Genomic DNA, 18,974 nt, shown 5'->3' with positions numbered 1-18,974 from the left:
CCGGATCGCTCTATCGGGCGGAGCCCTTCAAACCCTGAGCGAAGGACCGCGCTGGCGCCGGTCCTTCGCCGCGTAGAGAGCCTGGTCCGCGCGGGCGAGCACATGTTCGGGCGTGTCCGGGCCGCCGCAGTGGGCGACGCCGAGGCTCGCGGAGATGCACAGGAACGTGCCCTCGATGTCGAACGGCATCAGGAAGCAGTTCTCGACCGCCGCCACGACGGACGTTCCATCCTCCACCCCGTCTCCCTGCCCGACCACCACGAACTCGTCGCCGCCGAGCCGGAACGCCCGGGCGGCATGGCGCGCGGTCGCGTGGTCGAGCCGCGCGGCGACCTGCGCGAGGAGCGCATCGCCGGCCTTGTGGCCGAGGGTGTCGTTCACCGCCTTGAACAGGTCGAGATCGAGCAGGAGCACGAGGTGCCCGCGCGCCTCCCCGGCCCCTTGCCCGGCCCCTTGCCCGGCCCCTTGCCCGGCTCCTGGGCCGGCTCCTGGGCCGGCTCCGTCGAGGATCGCGATCAGGCGCTCACGCAGGGCGAGGCGGTTGCCGAGCTGGGTGAGGTCGTCGCGCCGCGCGATGTCGTGCAGGCGCGCGTTCTCCGCGTCGCGGAGCGTGACGTCCCGGTCGATCCCGCGATAGCCGAGGAGGCTTCCCTCCGCGCCGAGGAGCGGCACGCCGCTGGTTTCCAGCACGACGATGTGCCCGTCCCGGTGGCGGTTGCGGTTGATCAGGCCGGCGAAGGCCCGCTTCTCCGCGATGATGGCGCCGAACAGCGCCCCCACCCGCGCGGCCTCGTCGGGCGGCATCAGGTCGAAGGGGGTCCGCCCCAGCACCTCGTGCGGCTCGTAGCCGAGCAGCGCCAGGACGTGGCGCGACGCGTAGGTGTAGCGCCCCTGCGCGTCGACCTCCCAGATCCAGTCGGAGTTGGTGTCGAGCATCGCGTTCAGGCGCTCGACCTCCCGGCGGAGTTCGTCCTCCCCCAGGTCGGCCAGGGTGGGCCCGGATGCGCCACGGTTCGTCTTTGGCATGGGGCAGGACCGGCGGGCGCTCTCGAACGTTCTTGTCCCTGAAGGCACGGGCGGGGATAAGGATCGGTATACGGGCCGCCGATCCCGGCCGCGACGCCCGGTGGATCGCGGGCGCTGGAGGGTTCACCGGGATGCCGATCCGCCACTGGGCCGAACTGACCACGGACGAATTTCGGACCCGCGACATGGGCCGCGCCATCGCGGTGCTGCCGGTGGCGGCCATCGAGCAGCACGGGCCGCACCTGCCGCTGGCCACCGACACCCTCATCGCCGAGGGCTACCTCGCCCGCCTCGCGGCCCTGCCGGCGGACGACCTCGACGTGCTGCTGCTGCCCGTGCAGGCGATCGGCAAGTCCGACGAGCATGACGGCTTCCCCGGCACCCTGACGCTCTCCACCGAGACGGCCCTGCGCGCCTGGACCGGCCTCGGCGACGCCGTCCACCGCGCGGGCTGCGCCAAGCTCGTCCTCGTCACCGCGCATGGCGGCAACAGCGGCCTCATCGACCTCGTGGCGGGCGAGTTGCGCGGGCGCCACGGGATGGTGGCGGTGACGACCGCCTGGAGCCGCTTCGGCTACCCCGAGGGGCTGTTCCCGGAGGAGGAGATCCGCCACGGCATCCATGGCGGCGGCATCGAGACCGCCCTGATGCTGGCCCTGCGGCCCGACCTCGTCCGCCGCGACGCCGTCGCGGATTTCACCCCCCGCACCGTGGTGATGGCCCGGACCTTCACCCACCTGCGCGCCGGCCGGCCCGCCGCCTTCGCCTGGAAGGCGGAGGACCTCAACCCGGCGGGCGCCATCGGGGACGCCCGCCTCGGCACGGCGGAGGCCGGTGCCCGGGCCCTCGACCACGGCGCCCGCGCCTTCCTCGACCTCCTGCGCGACGTGGACCGCTTCAGCCTCGCCGGGTGATCACGTCCAGGCCCGGCAGACCTCCTCGGTGGTCGCGGGATGGACCTGCTGGCCGTAGCGGGCGTGGTACATCGTGATCAGCGCGTCGTGCGCCGTGTCGCAGGAACTGCACAGGCCGTCGGTGACGAGGACGACGCGGTAGCCGAGATCGACGGCGCCGAGCACCGAGGCGAGCACGCAGACATCCGTCTCGCCGCCCGTCACCACCAGGGTGTCGATTCCCCGCGCCTGCAGGCGCGCGTCGAGGTCGCTGCCCAGCCAGGGCGAGTAGACCGCCTTGTCGAGGGTCTGCGCCGGCGGCACGAACCGCGCGAGTTCGGGCACGAGGTCGACGAGGCCCGGCGCGAGCCGGTCCCGGGTCATCGCGGCCCAGCGCCGGGAATAGCCGGCCCAGGTGCCCCGCCCCTCGCCGGGATGCTGGGCCGGGATGAAGCGGGTGAAGATCGTCCGCTCCGGATGCGACGCCACGAGGCGCTCCACGTTCGGCAGGATCCGGCTCATCCAGGGCGTGTGCCAGTCGGTCTCCTCCCGGAACAGGCGCTGCATGTCGACGCACAGGTGCAGGCACGTCGCCCCCAGCGTCCCGGGTTCTCCCCGCCACTCGCTCACGATCCCCTCCCCCGCCTGACTCCGCCGCTTGTCCGGCCGCGTCGGTCAACCCCGATCCGGCGATCGGGTTCGGCCCGGATTCGCCCGCGGCAGGCACAAAGGCGGAGATAAATTTCAGCAAACGAAGGACTGAACCCGAGGTGAATACGTCGGTTCTCCGGTTAATCGAAGCACGATGCTTTCGATGCGGCCCCGATCGCACCGCCGTCTTCATGACGTGCGGGCTCTTTTTGTTCGAGCTGAGCGAGATTAACGCATGTTATACTACGACAAGCGCCTCCAGTATCCGGTCAAGGTCGACAGCCCGGACCCGATCTTCGCCCGCATGCTCCAACAGGCGATCGGCGGCATCGAGGGCGAGATCCGCGTCTGCATGCAGTACTTCTTCCAGGGCTGGGGCGCGCGCGGACCGACGACGAAGTACCGTGACATGCTCCTCAACACCGCCACGGAGGAGGTCGGGCATATCGAGATGCTCGCCACGGCCGTGGCGCTGAACCTGGAGAACGCTCCGACCTCCCTGCAGGAGGAAGGCGCCGCCGACAGCGTGGTCGGGGCCGTGATGGGCGGCGGCAACCCGCGCCACACCATCGAGGGCATGCTGCACCGGCACGTGCTCTCCACCGGCATGGCGGCCTACCCGGCCAATTGCGACGGCCTGCCCTTCGACATGAGCCACGTCTATGCCAGCGGCAACCTCGCGGCGGACATGTACTGCAACGTCGCCGCCGAGGCGACAGGCCGGGTGCTGGCGGTGCGCCTGTTCAACGCCGCCCACGATGCCGGCATGAAGGACATGCTGCACTTCCTCATCGCCCGGGACACCATGCACCAGCAGCAATGGCTCGCGGTGGTGGAGGAGCTCGGCGGCTACGAGGGCAACCTGCCGATCCCCAACAGCTTCCCGCAGAGCAAGGAGCACGAGAAGTTCAACTACAACTTCTTCGCCACCACCCGCGACGGCTCGGCCCCGCCGGCCGGACGCTGGACCAGCGGCCCCTCGCTGGACGGCAAGGGCGAGTTCACCGTCGTCCAGAACGAGCCCATGGGCGACGTGCCGAACCTCGGTCCGGCGCGGCCCGACAGCGGCGCCCAGACCCAGCAGATGTGACTCGGGTTTCCTCTCCTTCGAGAGAGGAACGGGGTGCGGTGCGTGACCTGTCCGGAGATGGGCGCCACCTCACCTCAGCCCTGCCGTGACGGGCGGGTGATCCCAGATGGCCGCGCTGGCATTCCGGGCGCCGCCGGAGCAGGACCTTGTCGAACCTGGGTTTGTGGGTCCCGGGTTCCCCTGCGCCGCTCCGGGATGACACGGCGTGGCGGGGCTTTCGATGCCGCCGGACGCCCTGCCGCAACGGGGCCGTCGTGGTTCGAACGCCGGATCTCGCCGGCCTTCACATCCGCGTTCGGGTGGGAGAAACGGATTGGCCCAGCATAAACCCAAGTCCGTTCGGCACCGCTCTCCTCCCCCTTGCGGGGAGGAGCCGGAGGTGGGGGTGCCGGCGCCTTACTTCGGACGTTGAGGCACCCTTGGCGATCCGGTTCGGGGGAACTCAGAACCGGCGTGCCGGCACCCCCACCCTGACCCTCCCCGCAAGGGGGAGGGGAGGCCGTCGTGGTTCGAACGCCGTATAGCGCCAGCTTTCACAGCCGCGTTCGGGGCAGAGAAACCGATCCTCCCAGCACGAACCCAAGACAGTCTAGCACCGCTCTCCTCCCCCTTGCGGGGAGGAGCCGGAGGTGGGGGTGCCGGCGCCTTACTTCGGACGTTGAGGCACCCTTGGCGATCCGGTTTGGGGGACCTCAGGAGCGGCGTGCCGGCACCCCCACCCTGGCCCTCCCCGCAAGGGGGAGGGGAAGCCGTTGTGGTTCGAACTCCCGATAGCGTCAGCTTTCACATCCGCGCTCGGGGCAGGAAAACCGATCGCACGAGCGCAAGCCTACAAAGGTCCAGCACCGCTCTCCTCCCCCTTGCGGGGAGGAGCCGGAGGTGGGGGTGCCGGCGCCTCACTTCGGAAGCTGAAGCGCTCCAGGCGATCCGGTTCGCAGGAATTCAGGACCGGCGTGCCGGCACCCTGGCCCTCCCCGCAACGGCAGGGCGATCCGTGCGCAAAAATCCGCTCAGGCGGCGCGGATCGCGTCCGCGACCGCGCCGGGATATTCCTCGTGCGGAGCGAGGGCGCCCGGCACCGAGGCGCGGGCGACCCGGCCGGTGGCGATCAGCGCGTCGATCTCGGCCCCCGAGCGGCGGGGCGCCCGTTCCGGCCGCAGCACCAGGATCGGCGGCAGGCCCGGCGCCTCGAACTGGTCGAGGAAGTCCCGGCGCGTCGCGAAGGGGTCGAGGCCGCCCGTGACGAAGGCGGCGGTGCCGAAGCGGCCCCCGTTCTGGCGCGTGATGGCGTGCTTGTCGGCGATCACCCCCGGGGTGACGTGGTCGGGGTCGGCGTAGACATGGGCGCGCATCATCCGGCCGATGACCGGGCGGCTGATGTTGATGCGGTAGAGGGCGTCGCCCAGCAGCGGCAGCTCGACGGCCCGGCGCAGGCCGGCGAACAGGCCCTGGCGCTCCGGCCCCAGGGCGGTGGGCAGCGGGCCACGCCAGGTCGGGGCGACGAGGACGAGGCGCGCGAAGGCCCCCGGATGGCGCCGGGCGGCGGCCACGAGGTAGCCGGCCGCATGGCCGGCTCCGACCGCCAGCGCGTAGGGACCGGGCGCCGCCGCCAGCAGGGCGTCGAGGAAGGCGTGCATCGTCCCCGGAGTCATCGGCACCCGGGCGCGGACATGATCGCCGAAGCCCGGCCAGTCCGGCACCAGGCAGCGGTAGCCGTGCCCGAGATCCTTGGCCAGGGACCGCATCTCCACCCGGGCCGAGATCGACGACAGGGCCGGCAGCAGCAGGGCGTCGGGACCGTTGCCGACGACGTCGTAGGGGGTCGGAACGCGGCGCCCGGCGAACCCGAGTTCGAACGTCCGGGTGGAATGGGCCGGTTCGGTCATCGCTCGCCTCGTCCTCGCCTTCTGGGTCCTGGATACGGGACCCTGGATCCGGGACTCAGGATCCCGGATCCTGGCATCCCGGACGATATCACGGCCCCCAGATGGGGCGGCACCGCCCGCACCGGCACGCGACCGAGCGCCGCCCCGGATGGGACGACGCTCGGAGCCCGGTCGTGCGATGGGGCCCGCTGCGGATCAGGTGCGCAGGAGTTCGTTGATCGCGGTCTTGGAGCGCGTTCCGGCATCGACGCGCTTGACGATCACGGCGCAGTACAGGCCGGGGCCGGGGCTGCCGTCCGGCAGGTCCTTGCCCGGCGTGGTGCCGGACACCACCACCGAGTAGGGCGGCACGCGGCCGTACATGACCTCGCCGGTGGTGCGGTCGATGATCTTGGTCGAGGCGCCGATGTAGACGCCCATGGAGAGCACGCTGCCCTCGCCGACGATCACGCCCTCGGCCACCTCGGCGCGGGCGCCGATGAAGCAATTGTCCTCGATGATGACCGGGTTGGCCTGGAGCGGCTCGAGTACGCCCGCGATGCCGGCGCCCCCCGAGATGTGGCAGTTCTTCCCCACCTGCGCGCAGGAGCCGATGGTGACCCAGGTGTCCACCATGGTGCCCTCGCCGACGCGGGCGCCGAGGTTGATGAAGCTCGGCATCAGCACCGCGCCGGGGGCGATGTAGGAGCCGCGCCGCACGATGCAGCCGGGCACCGCCCGGAAGCCGGCCTCGCGAAAATGCTTCTTCTTCCAGCCTTCGAACTTCGAGGGCACCTTGTCCCACCAGGTCGCGCCGTCGGGGCCGCCATGGATGATCTCCATGTCGTTGAGGCGGAAGGACAGCAGCACCGCCTTCTTGAGCCACTGGTTCACCTGCCAGTCGTCGCCGGCCTTCTCGGCGACGCGGGCCTCGCCGGAATCGAGCAGGTCGAGGGCCGCCTCGACGGCCTCGCGCACGGCGCCCTTGGTGCCGGTGTCGATGCCGGAGCGCTCCTCCCAGGCGGACTCGATGGTGGCGGCGAGGTCGGCGTGGGACATGGACGGGGCCTTCCGGAAGGGGCTCGGGGAACGGGCCCCGTGCTTACAAAAGCCCGCCCGGCCTGTCACCTTCGCGGCGCGCCTTCCGTGGGCGGCCTCCCGTGAAGCGTTCTGTGCGGAGCGACGTTGCCGGGAAGCCGGTGCGTCGCAGGACGTTCGGGAGCCGTCGCAGGACTTTCGGGAGCAGTCGAAGGACTTTCGGGAGCAGCGGGTCGTTCACACCGGCCCGGACACGGTTCCCTCCACCCTGAGCGTCACGCGGGGACACGCATCCGCGCGCGCGCGAGACGCCGTTTCGGTTCGATCATCCCGGCCCTGGCGGCGGGTGACCGACGAGACCGCCTCGGCATGCCGTCATCGCCCCGCAGTCATCACCCCGCAGTCATCGGCTTCCCGCTGGCATGGCCGCAGGCGTCGTAGCGGCGCTCGATGAAGAAGTAGTCCTTCATCGCGGTGTTGTAGTACTTGGCCGAGACCGCGACCTCGCGCCGGCCCGTCCGTCCTTCCACGATGGCACTGGGCACCCGCTCGATGGTGCAGCATTCGGTCTTGTCTTCGAGATATTCGACCCGGTTGGCATAGGCCCGTCCGCCGTGATCGCCGTTCTTGACGATGTCGCGGATCATGATGTCGACATAGGCCTCGTCGGGCAGGGTGGCGTTGGTCTCGTAGCAGATCAGCAGGCGGGTCGATCGCTCGTAGAGCAGGTAGCCCGCCCCCGCGATCACCGTCGCGAAGACGGCGATGGCCGCCGCCTGCGCGGGCCATCCCTTCCGCTCGTCCTCCGCGCGCCCCGTCATCACATCCCCAATCCCTGCGCGGCCCCGACGAACCCCGAGGTGGCGTGTCGGCCCCGCGCGGGACCCTTTCGCTTCGCCAGAATGGACGCAATGTGGTGACAAATCGTTTCGAAACGCGGACCGTGCGTGCGCGCCCTCAGGGGGCGATGGCGTCGAACCGCACGCTCAGGCCGACGAGGCTCCCCGCGAAGTCGGCGAGATCGGAGCGCAGGTCCGCGTGGATCGCCCGCGCGGCGTCGGGGAATTCCTCCAGCACGCGGCGCATCAGCGTCGGCGTGATGCGGACCACCTCCGCCGCCTGCGCCGCATCGGCGTCGCACGGGCGTTCCCCGCGCTGGAACAGGGCGAGGCGGCCGATCAGGCTCGACCGTCCCACCGTGACGGGCGCGGCCTGGGCTCCGTGAGGGGTGAGCGTGAGGGTGCCCGACATCACCACGAAGCCGCCATCGGCGCGCTCGCCCCGGGCGAACAGGCGCTCGCCGGCGGCCAGACTCCGGCGCTCGGCGGCGAAGGAGAGCAGGCGCAGGGCGTCCCGGTCCATGAACCCGAACAGCGGCGCGGCGCTCAGGATCGCGATGTCGTCGTCGAGCCCCACGTGCCGCCTCATCCCGTCGCGATCAGGCGGGGAGCTTAGCCGAGGCGGCGGATTTGCGATACGTCGGGACAGCCTTGCGATCCGTCAGGGCAACCTTGCGATCCGTCAGGGCAGCAGCTTGTAGCCGCCGCCCTCCGTGACCAGGATCGCGGCGAGCGCCGGATTCGGCTCGATCTTCTGGCGCAGGCGGTAGATGTGGGTTTCCAGCGTGTGGGTGGTGACCTGCGCGTTGTAGCCCCAGACCTCGGCGAGCAGCGTGTCGCGGCCGACCACCTCGCGCCCGGCGCGGTAGAGGAAGCGCAGGATCGCGGTCTCCTTCTCGGTGAGCTTCAGCTTCGAGCCGCGCTCGCCCACCAGCAGCTTGGCGCCGGGCCGGAAGGTGTAGGGGCCGATCTGGAAGACCGCGTCCTCGCTGGCTTCGTGGCTGCGCAGGTGGGCGCGGATGCGGGCGAGCAGGACCGCGAACTTGAACGGCTTGGTGACGTAGTCGTTGGCGCCCGCTTCCAGCCCCTCGACGGTGTCGTCCTCCGAATCCTGGGCCGTCAGCATGATGACGGGGCCGCGATAGCCGTTGCGGCGCATGGCCCGCACCGCCTCGCGCCCGTCCATGTCGGGCAGGCCGACATCCATCACCGCAAGGTCGACCCGCCCCTCCGTCACGCGGGTGACCGCGCTCTGCCCGTCGGCGGCGCCGATCACGGTGAATTCGGGGTGGAGGTCGAATTGTTCGGTCAATGTCTCCCGCAGGGATTCATCGTCGTCACAGATCAGCAAGCAGTGTTTATTCGGCATCGACCGAAGGACTTTCAGGCAGATTTCAGGGCAGGGCGGCGGGCGGGCTTCCGCGCACGATGGAAGAGAAACAGCAGGCGCGCGCGACGCGGTGTCCGTTGGGAAGATGATGACATGGACGCCGTTTCCCGCCTCCGCAGATTCGCCTTCTGCATACCTATGCAGCAAATCCGAATGCGCACAATACGGTTGTGCGCAGTCAAACTACCCCACAACGTCTGCGCGTGTCTTTAGGTTTCACACGTGCGCGGCAATTCGTAGCCCCGGCGCCGCGCCGCGGTGATAAGGCGAGGCATGAAGCGAACCACCCTCTCCCGCCTGCGCGTGCGCGCCCTCGTCGCCGACCGGACGCGGGGGCAGCTCCTGGCGGGCGCGGCGGTGATCCCCTGCGCCCTGGGGCGCGCGGGCATCGCCCAGACCAAGCGGGAGGGCGACGGCGCCTCGCCGCGGGGCGCGTTCCGCCTGCGCGGGGGGGTGTACCGGCCGGACCATTTCGGCGGGCGCCCGCCGAGCCCCCTCCCCCTGCGGCCGAGCGCGCCGGGCGACGGATGGTGCGACGACGCGCGCGACCGGCGCTACAACCGGCCGATCCGCCTGCCGGCGCCGGGCGTCGGGCACGAGCGGATGTGGCGGGAGGACGGACTCTACGACCTCGTGGTCGACCTCGACTACAACCGGGATCCGATCCGGCGCGGCCACGGCTCGGCGATCTTCCTGCACGTGGCGCGGCCGGGCTACCTGCCGACCGAAGGCTGCGTCGCCCTCCGGCGGGCGGACCTCGTGCGCCTTCTGCGCCGGGTCGGCCCGCGCACCCGCCTGCACATCGGCTAGCCGGGGATTTTCGACGGCGCCCTTGCGGGTACGCAACATCCGGGGCGTCGACCCCGGTTCGTCCGTAGCCGGCTCACCTACAGGAGAGCCGGCTTATTTTTTGATCGCGCGCCTGCCCGCGCCCCTTGCGGGGATCCGGACAGGCGCATCCAGGCTCAGCCCGCTATGTCGGCCGAGGCCGCCGTCAGGGCCGTCATGTTGACGATGCCGCGCACCGTGGCGGTGGGCGTCAGGATGTGCACGGGCCGGGCCGCGCCGAGCAGGATCGGGCCGATGGAGACCCCCTGGCCGGCGATCACCTTGAGGGCGTTGAAGGTGATGTTGGCCGCGTCGAGATTCGGCATGACGAGGAGGTTGGCCTCCGCCGTCAGGCTGGAATCCGGCCGCACGCGCCCGAGGATCGTCCGGCTGAGCGCGGTGTCGGCCGACATCTCGCCGTCGATCTCGAGCTCCGGCGCCCGCGCGCGGATGAGCTCCAGGGCCTCCCGCATCTTGCGCGACGCGGGATCGTCCACGCTGCCGAAGTTCGAGGAGGCGACCAGGGCCGCGTGCGGGATCTGGCCGAAGCGGCGCATCTCGGCGGCCGCCAGCACCGTCATCTCGGCGATCTCCTCCGCGCTGGGGTCGCGGTGGATGTAGGGGTCGCAGATGAACAGCGTGTGCCGGGGCAGCTGCAGCAGCCCCATGGCGGCAAGCCCGCGGGCGCCGGCCTTCAGGCCGATCGTGCCCGAGACCTCGGCGAGGTGGGCCGGGTAGGTGCCGGTGGTGCCGCAGAGCATGCCGTCGACGCCGCCCTCGGCCAGGAGCTGCGCGGCCCGGGCGGTGTGGGCGCCGTCCGCCTCGACGACGTCGACATCCGTGCCGATCCGGATGCGCAGGCCGAGGCGCGCGATCGTCTCGGCGATCGCGTCCGCGCGGCCGACGAGGACGGGGCGGGCGAGGCGCTCGTCCACCACCACCTGGGCGGCCCGCAGGATCCGGTCCTCCTCGCCTTCCGCGAAGGCGATCCGCTTGCCGCCGGCCTCGGAGGCCGCTGCGAAGACGGGCTGCATCACGGTGCCGGAGGTGTAGACGAGGCGCTCCAGGGAGCGGCGGTAGGAATCCACGTCCCGGAAGGGCCGGGTCGCGACGCCGCTGTCGATGGCCGCCTGGGCCACCGCCGGGGCGACGGTGGTGATCAGGCGCGGATCGAAGGGGCGCGGGATGAGGTAATCGGGGCCGAAGCGCAGGTCGTTGGCGCCGTAGGCGGCGGCCACCACGTCCGACTGCTCGGCATGGACGAGGTCGGCGATGGCGCGCACGGCGGCGAGCTTCATCGCCTCGTTGATCTCAGTGGCACCGACATCGAGGGCGCCCCGGAAGATGAAGGGGAAGCACAGGACGTTGTTGACCTGGTTCGGGTAGTCCGAGCGGCCGGTGGCGATGAGGCAGTCCGGCCGGACCTGCTTGGCGAGTTCGGGCAGGATCTCCGGGTCCGGGTTGGCGAGCGCCAGGATGATGGGCCGGTCCGCCATGGCGGCGACCATCTCGGCCTTGAGCACGCCGCCCTGAGAGACGCCGAGGAAGATGTCGGCGCCCCGGATGGCGTCGCCGAGGCTGCGGGCCTGCGTGTCGCGGGCATAGGCCCGCTTCTGCTCGTCCAGGGAGGCCATCCGCTCGGTGGAGACCACGCCGCGCGAATCGCAGACGAAGATGTTCTCCTTGCGCAGGCCGAGGCCCACCAGGATGTTGAGGCAGGCGATGGCGGCGGCCCCCGCGCCCGAGCAGACGAGGTTGGCGCTCTCGATGGGCTTGCCCACCACCTGGAGCGCATTGATGAGGGCGGCGGCCGCGACGATGGCGGTGCCGTGCTGGTCGTCGTGGAAGACCGGGATCTTCATGCGCTCGCGCAGCTTCGTCTCGATGACGAAGCATTCGGGGGCCTTGATGTCCTCGAGGTTGATGCCGCCGAAGGTCGGCTCGAGGCGGGCCACGGTCTCGATGAACTTCTCCGGGTCGGTCTCGTCCACCTCGATGTCGAACACGTCGATGCCGGCGAACTTCTTGAACAGGCAGCCCTTGCCCTCCATCACGGGCTTGCCGGCGAGCGCACCGATGTTGCCGAGGCCCAGCACCGCCGTGCCGTTGGTGATGACCGCCACGAGGTTGCCGCGCGAGGTCAGGCTGTAGGCCTCCTCGGGCTCGTGGTGGATCGCCATGCAGGCGGCGGCGACGCCCGGCGAATAGGCGAGCGCGAGGTCGCGCTGGGTGCTCATGTCCTTGGTGGGCTGGACCGAGATCTTACCCGGCGCGGGGAAGCGGTGGTAATCGAGGGCGGCCCGGGTCAGGGCGGCCTCGGTGCCGGCATCCGCGTTCGCCGCGGCGCCCGCCGTGCGCAGGTCGGTGTCTTTGCTCATCGTCGTCGTTCCCGGTTTCGTCGTGCTTTGGAGTGACGGACGCCATCGCCCCGCGCAGGGCATCGGGGCGGCGGCGTCCGGTTCGGGTGTCGGGTGGTGCCGAGGGCGGGACCGTCCGGGTTCAGGACGAGCCCGGCCGATCCGGATCGGCGGCGGGCGGACCGGCCGCCGGCGCCTCCACGGGGGGCAAGAGGGACTCGGAATCCGGAGACGCGGAGTCGGGAGACTCGGAATCGCGAGACTCGGAGCCCGGGGGTTCGGAGCCCGGAAGATCCGAGCCCGGAAGATCCGAGCCCGGGAGATCCGAGCCCGGGAGATCCGAGCCCGGGGGTTCGAGACTCGGAGGAGTCGAATCCGGTGATTCGAAATCCTGCGGTTCCGGCCGCTCCAGCGCCGCCGCCTGCCGGCCTTCCTGGAGGAGGGCGAGCGCCTGGGCGCTCATCCGCTCCCAGTCGCGCACCGCCCATTGCGCCTGGCGCTGCAGGAACTCCTGCTGCAGCTGGAGCAGCGCCGGCAGGCTGCGCGCCTCCATCATCCGCCGCACCAGGGTGAGGTTGGCGGCGAGCTGCCGGTGGGTGTTGCGGGTGATCAGCCGGCCCGCCGCCTGCAGGTCGGCGTCGAGGTCGTTGCGGGCCGCGCGGCTCAGGGCCGCGAGGCGATCGACGTAGTCCCCCATGGCCCGGATGACGGCGTCGCGGGCGGCCTCGGCCTGCCGCAGGGCCGGATCGGCCGGCGTGTCGGTCTCGTTCGATGACATGTGGCGCGTCTCCTGAAGCCGGAGCCCCCACCGGCTCCGCGAGGGCCGCGCCGGTCCGGCGCGGCCCCGTCTTCCGATCGAGCCGGCCCCTCACGCGGAGCGGCGTTCGTCAGGCTGTCGTCGCTGGGCCGTCCTCAGTGGGCTTTTTTCGGCCCGTCCTTCCGAGGCATGTAGAGATCGGTGATGGTGCCCTCGAAGGCCTCGGCCGCCAGTCCGATCGTCTCCGACAGGGTTGGGTGCGGGTGGATGGTCAGGCCGATATCCTCGGCATCCGCCCCCATCTCGATGGCGAGCGCGGCTTCCGCGATGAGGTCGCCCGCCGACGGCCCGACGATGCCGCAGCCGAGGATGCGGTCGGTCTCGGGGTCGAACAGCACCTTGGTCAGGCCCTCCTCGCGCCCGAGCGCCAGGGAGCGTCCCGAGGCCGCCCAGGGGAACACGCCCTTGCCGACCTTGATGCCCTTCGCCTTGGCCTCGTTCTCGGTCATGCCGACCCAGGCCACCTCCGGATCGGTATAGGCCACCGAGGGGATGACCTTGGCGTCGAAGGCGCTGGCCTTGCCGGCCGCCACTTCCGCCGCGACCTTGCCCTCGTGCGTCGCCTTGTGGGCGAGCATGGGCTGGCCGACCACGTCGCCGATGGCGAAGATGTGGGGCACGTTGGTGCGCATCTGCTTGTCGACGGCGATGAAGCCGCGCTCGTCCACGGCGACGCCCGCCGCTTCCGCGCCGATGCGCTTGCCGTTGGGGCGCCGCCCCACCGAGACCAGCACCTTGTCGAAGGTGTCGCTGGCCGGCGCGGTGCCGCCCTCGAACGAGACCTTCAGCCCCTCCGGCGTCGCCGCGACGGCGGTGACCTTGGCCTTGAGGTGGATCGCCTCGTACTGCTTCGAGATCCGCTTCATCAGCGGCGTGACCATGTCCTTGTCCGCACCCGGGATGATCTGGTCCATCAACTCGACGATGGTCACCTTCGAACCGAGCGCATGGTAGACGGTGGCCATCTCCAGCCCGATGATGCCGCCGCCGATCACGAGGAGGCGGGCCGGGACGCCGTCGAGTTCGAGCGCTCCCGTCGAGTCGATGACGCGCGGGTCGTCGTGCGGGATGAAGGGCATCTGCACCGGCTCGGAGCCGGCCGCGATGATGGCGTGATCGAAGCCGATGATCCGGGTCTGGCCCTCGTGCTCGACGGCGACCTGGTTCGGGCTGACGAAGCGGGCCTCGCCCGTCACCACCGTGACCTTGCGCTGCTTGGCGAGCCCGGTGAGGCCGCCGGTGAGGCGCTTGACCACCCCGTCCTTCCAGTCGCGCAGCTTGTCGATGTCGATCTGCGGCGCGGTGAAGGAGATGCCGTGCGCCGCCATGGCGTGGCTCTCGTCGATGACCTTGGCCGCATGCAGCAGGGCCTTGGAGGGAATGCAGCCCACGTTGAGGCAGACGCCGCCGAGATTCGGCCAGCGCTCCACCAGCACCACCGACTGGCCGAGATCGGCCGCCCGGAACGCGGCGGTGTAGCCGCCGGGCCCGGCGCCGATGACGAGCACCTGCGCCCGCATCTCCTCGCCGGAGACGGGGGCGGCCCCCTTCGGAGCCGGGGCCGGAGCCGCCCCGCCGGTCGCGGTGGCCGACGAGCCGTAGCCGGCCTGGCCCTCGCCCGGGGCGTGGGCGGGCGCGCCGTTGGTGGGCGCGCCGGCGCCCGCCTTGGAGGTGTCCGCCTTGGTGGTGTCCGTCACCGCCGGCTTGGCGGCGCCGGCCCCGGCAGCGGCGGCCATGACCAGGATCAGGTCGCCCTGGCTGACGGTGTCGCCCGGCTTGATCTTCACCTCGGCCACCGTGCCGGCCACCGGGGACGGGATGTCCATGGTCGCCTTGTCGGATTCGAGCACGACGATGACGTCGTCCACCGAGATCACGTCGCCGGGGCTGACGCTGACCTCGATGACCGGCACGTCCTTGAAGTCGCCGATATCCGGCAGGTGGATGTCGTTGCTGCTCATCGCTTCACCTCACTCGTTGTTTCGCGCGGGCCGGACCTCGTCAGACGACGAGGCGGCGGACGTCCTCGAGGACGTGGGCGAGGTGGCGGGCGAAGCGCGCGGCGAGCGCGCCGTCGATGACGCGGTGGTCGTAGGAGAGCGAGAGCGGCACGATCAGGCGCGGCTTGAACTCGGTGCCGTTCCAGACCGGGCTCATCTTCGAGCGGGCGACGCCGAGGATCGCGACCTCGGGGGCGTTGACCAGCGGCGTGAAGGAGGTGCCGCCGATGCCGCCGAGGCTGGAGATCGAGAAGGTGGCGCCCTGCATGTCGGCGGCGCTGAGCTTGCCGTCGCGGGCTTTGGCCGAGATCGCCCCGAGATCGCGGCTGATCTCGACGATGCCCTTGCGGTCGGCATCCTTGATCACCGGCACGACGAGGCCGTCCGGCGTGTCGACCGCCACGCCGATGTTGTAGTAGCGCTTGAGGATCAGCGCGTCCTTCTCGGGGCTGAGCGAGGCGTTGAACTCGGGGTGCTTGCGCAGGGCCGAGACGGCGGCCTTGATCAGGAAGGCCAGCAGGGTGACGCGGTAGCCCTTGTCCTTCAGTTCCTTGCCGGCGTTGTCGAGCTCCTTGCGGTAGGCGTCGGTCTCGGTGATGTCCGACTCGTCCTGGTGGGTGACGAGCGGCACGTTGAGCCAGGACCGGTGCAGGTGCGCGCCGGAGATCTTCTTGATCCGCGACAGGGGTTGGGTCTCGATCGGGCCGAACTTCGAGAAGTCGACGGCCGGGATCTCGGGGATGCCCATGCCGCCGCCGGCGAACGCGGCGGTGCCGGACGCGCCAGGCGCCGGGGCGGCCGCGCGCGTGAGGTGACCCTTCACGTCCTCCTTGGTGATCCGGCCCTTCTCGCCGGTGCCCTTCACGGCGGTGAGGTCGAGGCCGAGTTCGCGGGCCAGACGCCGCACGCCGGGGCTGGCATGGACCTGCGAGAAATCGGGGAGGTTGCCGGCCGATGCGGCAGGCGTGGGGGCAGCCGGCGCGGGAGCCACACCCGGCGCGGGCTCCTGCTTGGCGAGCAACGCGGCGCTGTCGGCGCCGGCGGGGGCGTCGGCGGCCTTCGCGGCGGCCTGGGTGTCACCCTTGGCGCCCTCGCCCTTGAACACGAGGAGGGGCGAGCCCTCGCTCACCTTGTCGCCGAGCTTGACCAGGATCCGCTCCACCACGCCGGCGCTCGGCGAGGGCACGTCCATGGTCGCCTTGTCGGATTCCAGCGAGACCAGCGGGTCGTCGGGCCCGATCGTGTCGCCCTCCTTCACGTGGATCTCGATGATCGGAATGTCCTTGAAGTCGCCGATGTCCGGAATCTGGATCTCGATGCCCACTGCGTAGTCTCCCTGGTGAGGCGGGGCCTCTCGCGGGCCCCCTCGTGCGGTCTGTTCGATGAAAGGGTCGGGACGTCGGGGCGCCGGCCGCGCTCGGGCGGCCGGCGCGTGCCGGATCAGACGGTCCAGGGTGCCGGCCGGTCCGTGTCGATGCCGTACTTGGCGATGGCGTCCGCGACCGTCTGGGCCGGGATCACGCCGTCCGCGGCGAGGCTGTGCAGGGCCGCCACCACGACCCAGTGCCGGTTGACCTCGAAGAAGTCGCGCAGGCGGACCCGGTAGTCCGAGCGGCCGAAGCCGTCCGTCCCCAGGACGCGGTAGCGTCCGGGCACCCAGGCGCGGATCTGGTCGGCGAACAGGCGCATGTAGTCCGTCGAGGCGATCACCGGGCCGGTGCGGCCGGCGAGGCAGGTCTCGACGTGGGAGAGGCGCTTGCCCTCGAGCGGGTGCAGGAGGTTCCAGCGCTCCGCCGCCATCGCGTCGCGGCGCAGTTCGGTGAAGCTCGGGCAGCTCCAGATGTCGGAGGCGATGCCGAAATCCGTCTCCAGGAGCTCGGCCGCCGCGATGACCTCGCGCAGGATGGTGCCCGAGCCCAGCAGCTGGACCCGGTGCCCCTGCGTGGTCTCCTTCGCCCCCTCCTTGAAGAGGTACATGCCCTTGATGATGTCGGCCTCCGCGCCCTCCGGCATGCCGGGGTGCTCGTAGTTCTCGTTCATCACGGTGATGTAGTAGAACACGTCCTCCTGCTCGGCATACATCCGGCGCAGGCCGTCCTGCACGATCACCGCGACTTCGTACGAGAAGGTCGGGTCGTAGGAGACGCAGTTCGGGATGGTGGACGAGATGAGGTGGCTGTGGCCGTCCTCGTGCTGCAGGCCCTCGCCGTTGAGGGTCGTGCGCCCGGCCGTGCCGCCGATGAGGAAGCCGCGCGCCCGCATGTCGCCCGCCGCCCAGGCCAGATCCCCGACCCGCTGGAAGCCGAACATCGAGTAGTAGACGTAGAACGGGATCGTCGGCGCGTCGGAGTGCGAGTAGGAGGTCGCGGCCGCGATCCAGGACGACATCGCGCCCGGCTCGTTGATGCCCTCCTGGAGCATCTGACCGTTCTTGTCCTCCTTGTAGTACATGAGCTGGTTGGCATCCTCCGGCCGGTAAAGCTGGCCGACCTGGGAGAAGATGCCGAACTGGCGGAACATGCCCTCCATGCCGAAGGTGCGGCTCTCGTCGGGCACGATCGGCACGATGCGGTTGCCGATGTTCTTGTCGCGCAGCAGCGTGTTGAGGATGCGCACGAAGGCCATGGTGGTGGAGATCTCGCGGCCGGCGGTCTCCTTGAGCTGGGCCGAGAAGGCCGAGAGCGGCGGGATCTCGAGCGACTTGGACTTGGAGCGCCGGGCCGGGAGCGGACCGCCGAGCGCCTCGCGCCGCGCCATCAGGTAGCGGTGCTCGGGGCTGCCCTCGGGGAACTTGATGAAGGGGATCTCCTTCAGCTGGTCGTCCGTCAGGTCGATCTGGAAGCGGTCGCGGAACTGCTTGAGGACCGCCTCGCCCATCTTCTTCTGCTGGTGGGTGATGTTCTGGCCTTCGCCCGATTCGCCCATGCCGTAGCCCTTGACGGTCTTGGCGAGGATGAGGGTCGGCTGGCCCTTGTGCTTGGAGGCGGCGCTGTAGGCGGCGAAGACCTTGCGCGGGTCGTGGCCGCCGCGGGTGAGGCGCCAGATGTCGTCGTCGCTCATCTCGGCGACGAGGGCCGCGGTCTCGGGATAGCGCCCGAAGAAGTGCTCGCGGATGTAGGCGCCGTTCTTCGACTTGAAGTCCTGGTACTCGCCGTCGACGCACTCTTCCATGAGGCGCGCCAGCATGCCGGTGGTGTCGCGCTGGATCAGGGCATCCCAGCCCGAGCCCCACAGCACCTTGATGACGTTCCAGCCCGCGCCCCGGAAATCGGCCTCGAGTTCCTGGACGATCTTGCCGTTGCCGCGCACCGGCCCGTCGAGGCGCTGCAGGTTGCAGTTGATGACGAAGACGAGGTTGTCGAGTTTCTCACGCGCGGCGAGCGCGATGGCGCCGAGGCTCTCCGGCTCGTCCATCTCGCCGTCGCCCATGAAGGCCCAGACCTTGCGGCCGTCCGTCTGCGCGAGGTTGCGGTGGTGCAGGTAGCGCAGGAAGCGCGCCTGGTAGATCGCCATCAGGGGGCCGAGGCCCATCGAGACGGTGGGGAACTGCCAGAAATCCGGCATCAGCCAGGGATGCGGATAGGAGGACAGGCCCTTGCCGCCGACTTCCTGGCGGAAGCCGAGGAGCTGCTCCTCGGTCAGGCGCCCCTCGAGGAACGCGCGGGCATAGACGCCGGGCGAGGAATGGCCCTGCACGTAGATGAGGTCGCCGCCATGCTCGGAATCGGCCCCGCGCCAGAAGTGCATGAAGCCGGTGTCGTAGAGGGTCGCGGCCGACTGGAAGCTGGCGATGTGGCCGCCGAGCTCGGAGGAATCCTTGTTCGCCCGCAGGATGATCGCGATGGCGTTCCAGCGGATGGCCGAGCGGATGCGGTGCTCGATCGCCCGGTCGCCCGGATGCGGGTCCTGCTTCTCGGGCAGGATCGTGTTCAGGTAGGCGGTGTTGGCCGAGTACGGGACGGGGGCGCCCTTCTTGCGGGCCCCGTCGATGACCTGCTCGATCAGGTAATGCGCCCGTTCCGGCCCGTCGACGTCGAGGACGCCGTCCAGCGAATCCAGCCATTCCTGGGTCTCGACCGGGTCGAGGTCGCGGCTACGCTCCATGGGCATCCTCCTGGGATTTTATGCGGGTCGTGAGACCCGCTTATTTGGCTGGGCGCCGTTGAGCAGCCTTCGTGCC

At 70.5% G+C, this 18,974-nt stretch carries 15 protein-coding genes; 3 read left to right on the top strand and 12 right to left on the bottom strand.

Features of this window, described 5'->3' with window-relative positions; translation table 11 throughout:
* Window positions 1-27 precede the first annotated feature (27 nt).
* Window positions 28-1,026 (bottom strand): sensor domain-containing diguanylate cyclase, encoded by a 999-nt coding sequence (locus OF380_RS08415; protein WP_264050319.1) that lies wholly within the window; start codon window positions 1,024-1,026, stop codon window positions 28-30.
* A 131-nt stretch (window positions 1,027-1,157) separates the two neighbouring features.
* On the opposite strand from OF380_RS08415, the gene OF380_RS08410 reads away from it, so the two are divergent.
* Entirely contained in the window at window positions 1,158-1,940 is a 783-nt protein-coding gene (locus tag OF380_RS08410; RefSeq protein WP_264050318.1) for a creatininase family protein, read from the top strand.
* On the opposite strand, the gene OF380_RS08405 is transcribed toward OF380_RS08410, so the two are convergent.
* A complete protein-coding gene (locus tag OF380_RS08405) occupies window positions 1,941-2,486 on the bottom strand; it encodes a cysteine hydrolase family protein (protein WP_264051247.1) in 546 nt (181 codons plus the stop codon).
* Between the two features lie 319 nt (window positions 2,487-2,805).
* Between OF380_RS08405 and OF380_RS08400 the strand changes: the two genes are divergently transcribed.
* On the top strand, window positions 2,806-3,660 hold the full coding sequence (locus OF380_RS08400) for a manganese catalase family protein (RefSeq protein WP_264050317.1): 855 nt from the start codon (window positions 2,806-2,808) through the stop codon (window positions 3,658-3,660).
* Between the two features lie 1,010 nt (window positions 3,661-4,670).
* Here the strand turns inward: OF380_RS08400 and OF380_RS08395 are convergent.
* The 5 genes from OF380_RS08395 to OF380_RS08375 form a co-directional block, all read right to left on the bottom strand.
* Entirely contained in the window at window positions 4,671-5,546 is an 876-nt protein-coding gene (locus OF380_RS08395) for an alpha/beta fold hydrolase (protein ID WP_264050316.1), read from the bottom strand.
* A gap of 195 nt (window positions 5,547-5,741) precedes the next feature.
* Window positions 5,742-6,584, bottom strand: coding sequence for a 2,3,4,5-tetrahydropyridine-2,6-dicarboxylate N-succinyltransferase (gene dapD, locus OF380_RS08390; protein WP_264050315.1), 843 nt, complete (start codon window positions 6,582-6,584; stop codon window positions 5,742-5,744).
* Window positions 6,585-6,955: 371 nt separating this feature from the next.
* Window positions 6,956-7,384: a hypothetical protein gene (locus OF380_RS08385; RefSeq protein WP_264050314.1), complete on the bottom strand. Its 429-nt coding sequence runs from the start codon at window positions 7,382-7,384 to the stop codon at window positions 6,956-6,958.
* A 136-nt stretch (window positions 7,385-7,520) separates the two neighbouring features.
* Entirely contained in the window at window positions 7,521-7,979 is a 459-nt protein-coding gene (locus OF380_RS08380) for a cyclic nucleotide-binding domain-containing protein (RefSeq protein ID WP_264051246.1), read from the bottom strand.
* Between the two features lie 105 nt (window positions 7,980-8,084).
* Window positions 8,085-8,771, bottom strand: a complete 687-nt coding sequence (locus tag OF380_RS08375; RefSeq protein ID WP_264050313.1) for a response regulator transcription factor — start codon at window positions 8,769-8,771, stop codon at window positions 8,085-8,087.
* A 294-nt stretch (window positions 8,772-9,065) separates the two neighbouring features.
* Between OF380_RS08375 and OF380_RS08370 the strand changes: the two genes are divergently transcribed.
* Window positions 9,066-9,602: a L,D-transpeptidase family protein gene (locus tag OF380_RS08370; RefSeq protein WP_264050312.1), complete on the top strand. Its 537-nt coding sequence runs from the start codon at window positions 9,066-9,068 to the stop codon at window positions 9,600-9,602.
* 155 nt (window positions 9,603-9,757) lie between these two features.
* Here OF380_RS08370 and OF380_RS08365 read toward each other — a convergent pair whose 3' ends face one another.
* The 5 genes from OF380_RS08365 to aceE form a co-directional block, all read right to left on the bottom strand.
* Entirely contained in the window at window positions 9,758-11,998 is a 2,241-nt protein-coding gene (locus OF380_RS08365) for an NADP-dependent malic enzyme (RefSeq protein WP_264050311.1), read from the bottom strand.
* A 121-nt stretch (window positions 11,999-12,119) separates the two neighbouring features.
* A complete protein-coding gene (locus OF380_RS08360) occupies window positions 12,120-12,755 on the bottom strand; it encodes a hypothetical protein (protein ID WP_264050310.1) in 636 nt (211 codons plus the stop codon).
* Between the two features lie 134 nt (window positions 12,756-12,889).
* Entirely contained in the window at window positions 12,890-14,755 is a 1,866-nt protein-coding gene (gene lpdA / locus OF380_RS08355; protein ID WP_264050309.1) for a dihydrolipoyl dehydrogenase, read from the bottom strand.
* 40 nt (window positions 14,756-14,795) lie between these two features.
* Window positions 14,796-16,118, bottom strand: coding sequence for a dihydrolipoyllysine-residue acetyltransferase (aceF, locus tag OF380_RS08350; protein WP_264050307.1), 1,323 nt, complete (start codon window positions 16,116-16,118; stop codon window positions 14,796-14,798).
* A gap of 116 nt (window positions 16,119-16,234) precedes the next feature.
* Window positions 16,235-18,898, bottom strand: a complete 2,664-nt coding sequence (aceE, locus tag OF380_RS08345) for a pyruvate dehydrogenase (acetyl-transferring), homodimeric type (protein WP_264050306.1) — start codon at window positions 18,896-18,898, stop codon at window positions 16,235-16,237.
* Window positions 18,899-18,974: the final 76 nt, after the last annotated feature.

The sequence above is a fragment of the Methylobacterium sp. FF17 genome (genome assembly GCF_025813715.1).
Classification (GTDB): Bacteria; Pseudomonadota; Alphaproteobacteria; order Rhizobiales; family Beijerinckiaceae; genus Methylobacterium; species Methylobacterium flocculans.
This window is presented reverse-complemented; position numbering and strand designations above follow the sequence as displayed.

Bases quoted from the DNA above. Each gene is read 5' to 3' on its own strand.
- OF380_RS08395 (WP_264050316.1), bottom strand. From the start codon at position 5,546: ATGACCGAACCGGCCCATTCCACCCGGACGTTCGAACTCGGGTTCGCC.
- OF380_RS08405 (WP_264051247.1), bottom strand. From the start codon at position 2,486: ATGCAGCGCCTGTTCCGGGAGGAGACCGACTGGCACACGCCCTGGATG.
- OF380_RS08415 (WP_264050319.1), bottom strand. From the start codon at position 1,026: ATGCCAAAGACGAACCGTGGCGCATCCGGGCCCACCCTGGCCGACCTG.
- OF380_RS08365 (WP_264050311.1), bottom strand. From the start codon at position 11,998: ATGAGCAAAGACACCGACCTGCGCACGGCGGGCGCCGCGGCGAACGCG.
- OF380_RS08360 (WP_264050310.1), bottom strand. From the start codon at position 12,755: ATGTCATCGAACGAGACCGACACGCCGGCCGATCCGGCCCTGCGGCAG.
- OF380_RS08385 (WP_264050314.1), bottom strand. From the start codon at position 7,384: ATGACGGGGCGCGCGGAGGACGAGCGGAAGGGATGGCCCGCGCAGGCG.
- OF380_RS08370 (WP_264050312.1), top strand. From the start codon at position 9,066: ATGAAGCGAACCACCCTCTCCCGCCTGCGCGTGCGCGCCCTCGTCGCC.
- OF380_RS08400 (WP_264050317.1), top strand. From the start codon at position 2,806: ATGTTATACTACGACAAGCGCCTCCAGTATCCGGTCAAGGTCGACAGC.
- lpdA (WP_264050309.1), bottom strand. From the start codon at position 14,755: ATGAGCAGCAACGACATCCACCTGCCGGATATCGGCGACTTCAAGGAC.
- OF380_RS08375 (WP_264050313.1), bottom strand. From the start codon at position 8,771: ATGCCGAATAAACACTGCTTGCTGATCTGTGACGACGATGAATCCCTG.
- dapD (WP_264050315.1), bottom strand. From the start codon at position 6,584: ATGTCCCACGCCGACCTCGCCGCCACCATCGAGTCCGCCTGGGAGGAG.
- aceE (WP_264050306.1), bottom strand. From the start codon at position 18,898: ATGGAGCGTAGCCGCGACCTCGACCCGGTCGAGACCCAGGAATGGCTG.
- OF380_RS08410 (WP_264050318.1), top strand. From the start codon at position 1,158: ATGCCGATCCGCCACTGGGCCGAACTGACCACGGACGAATTTCGGACC.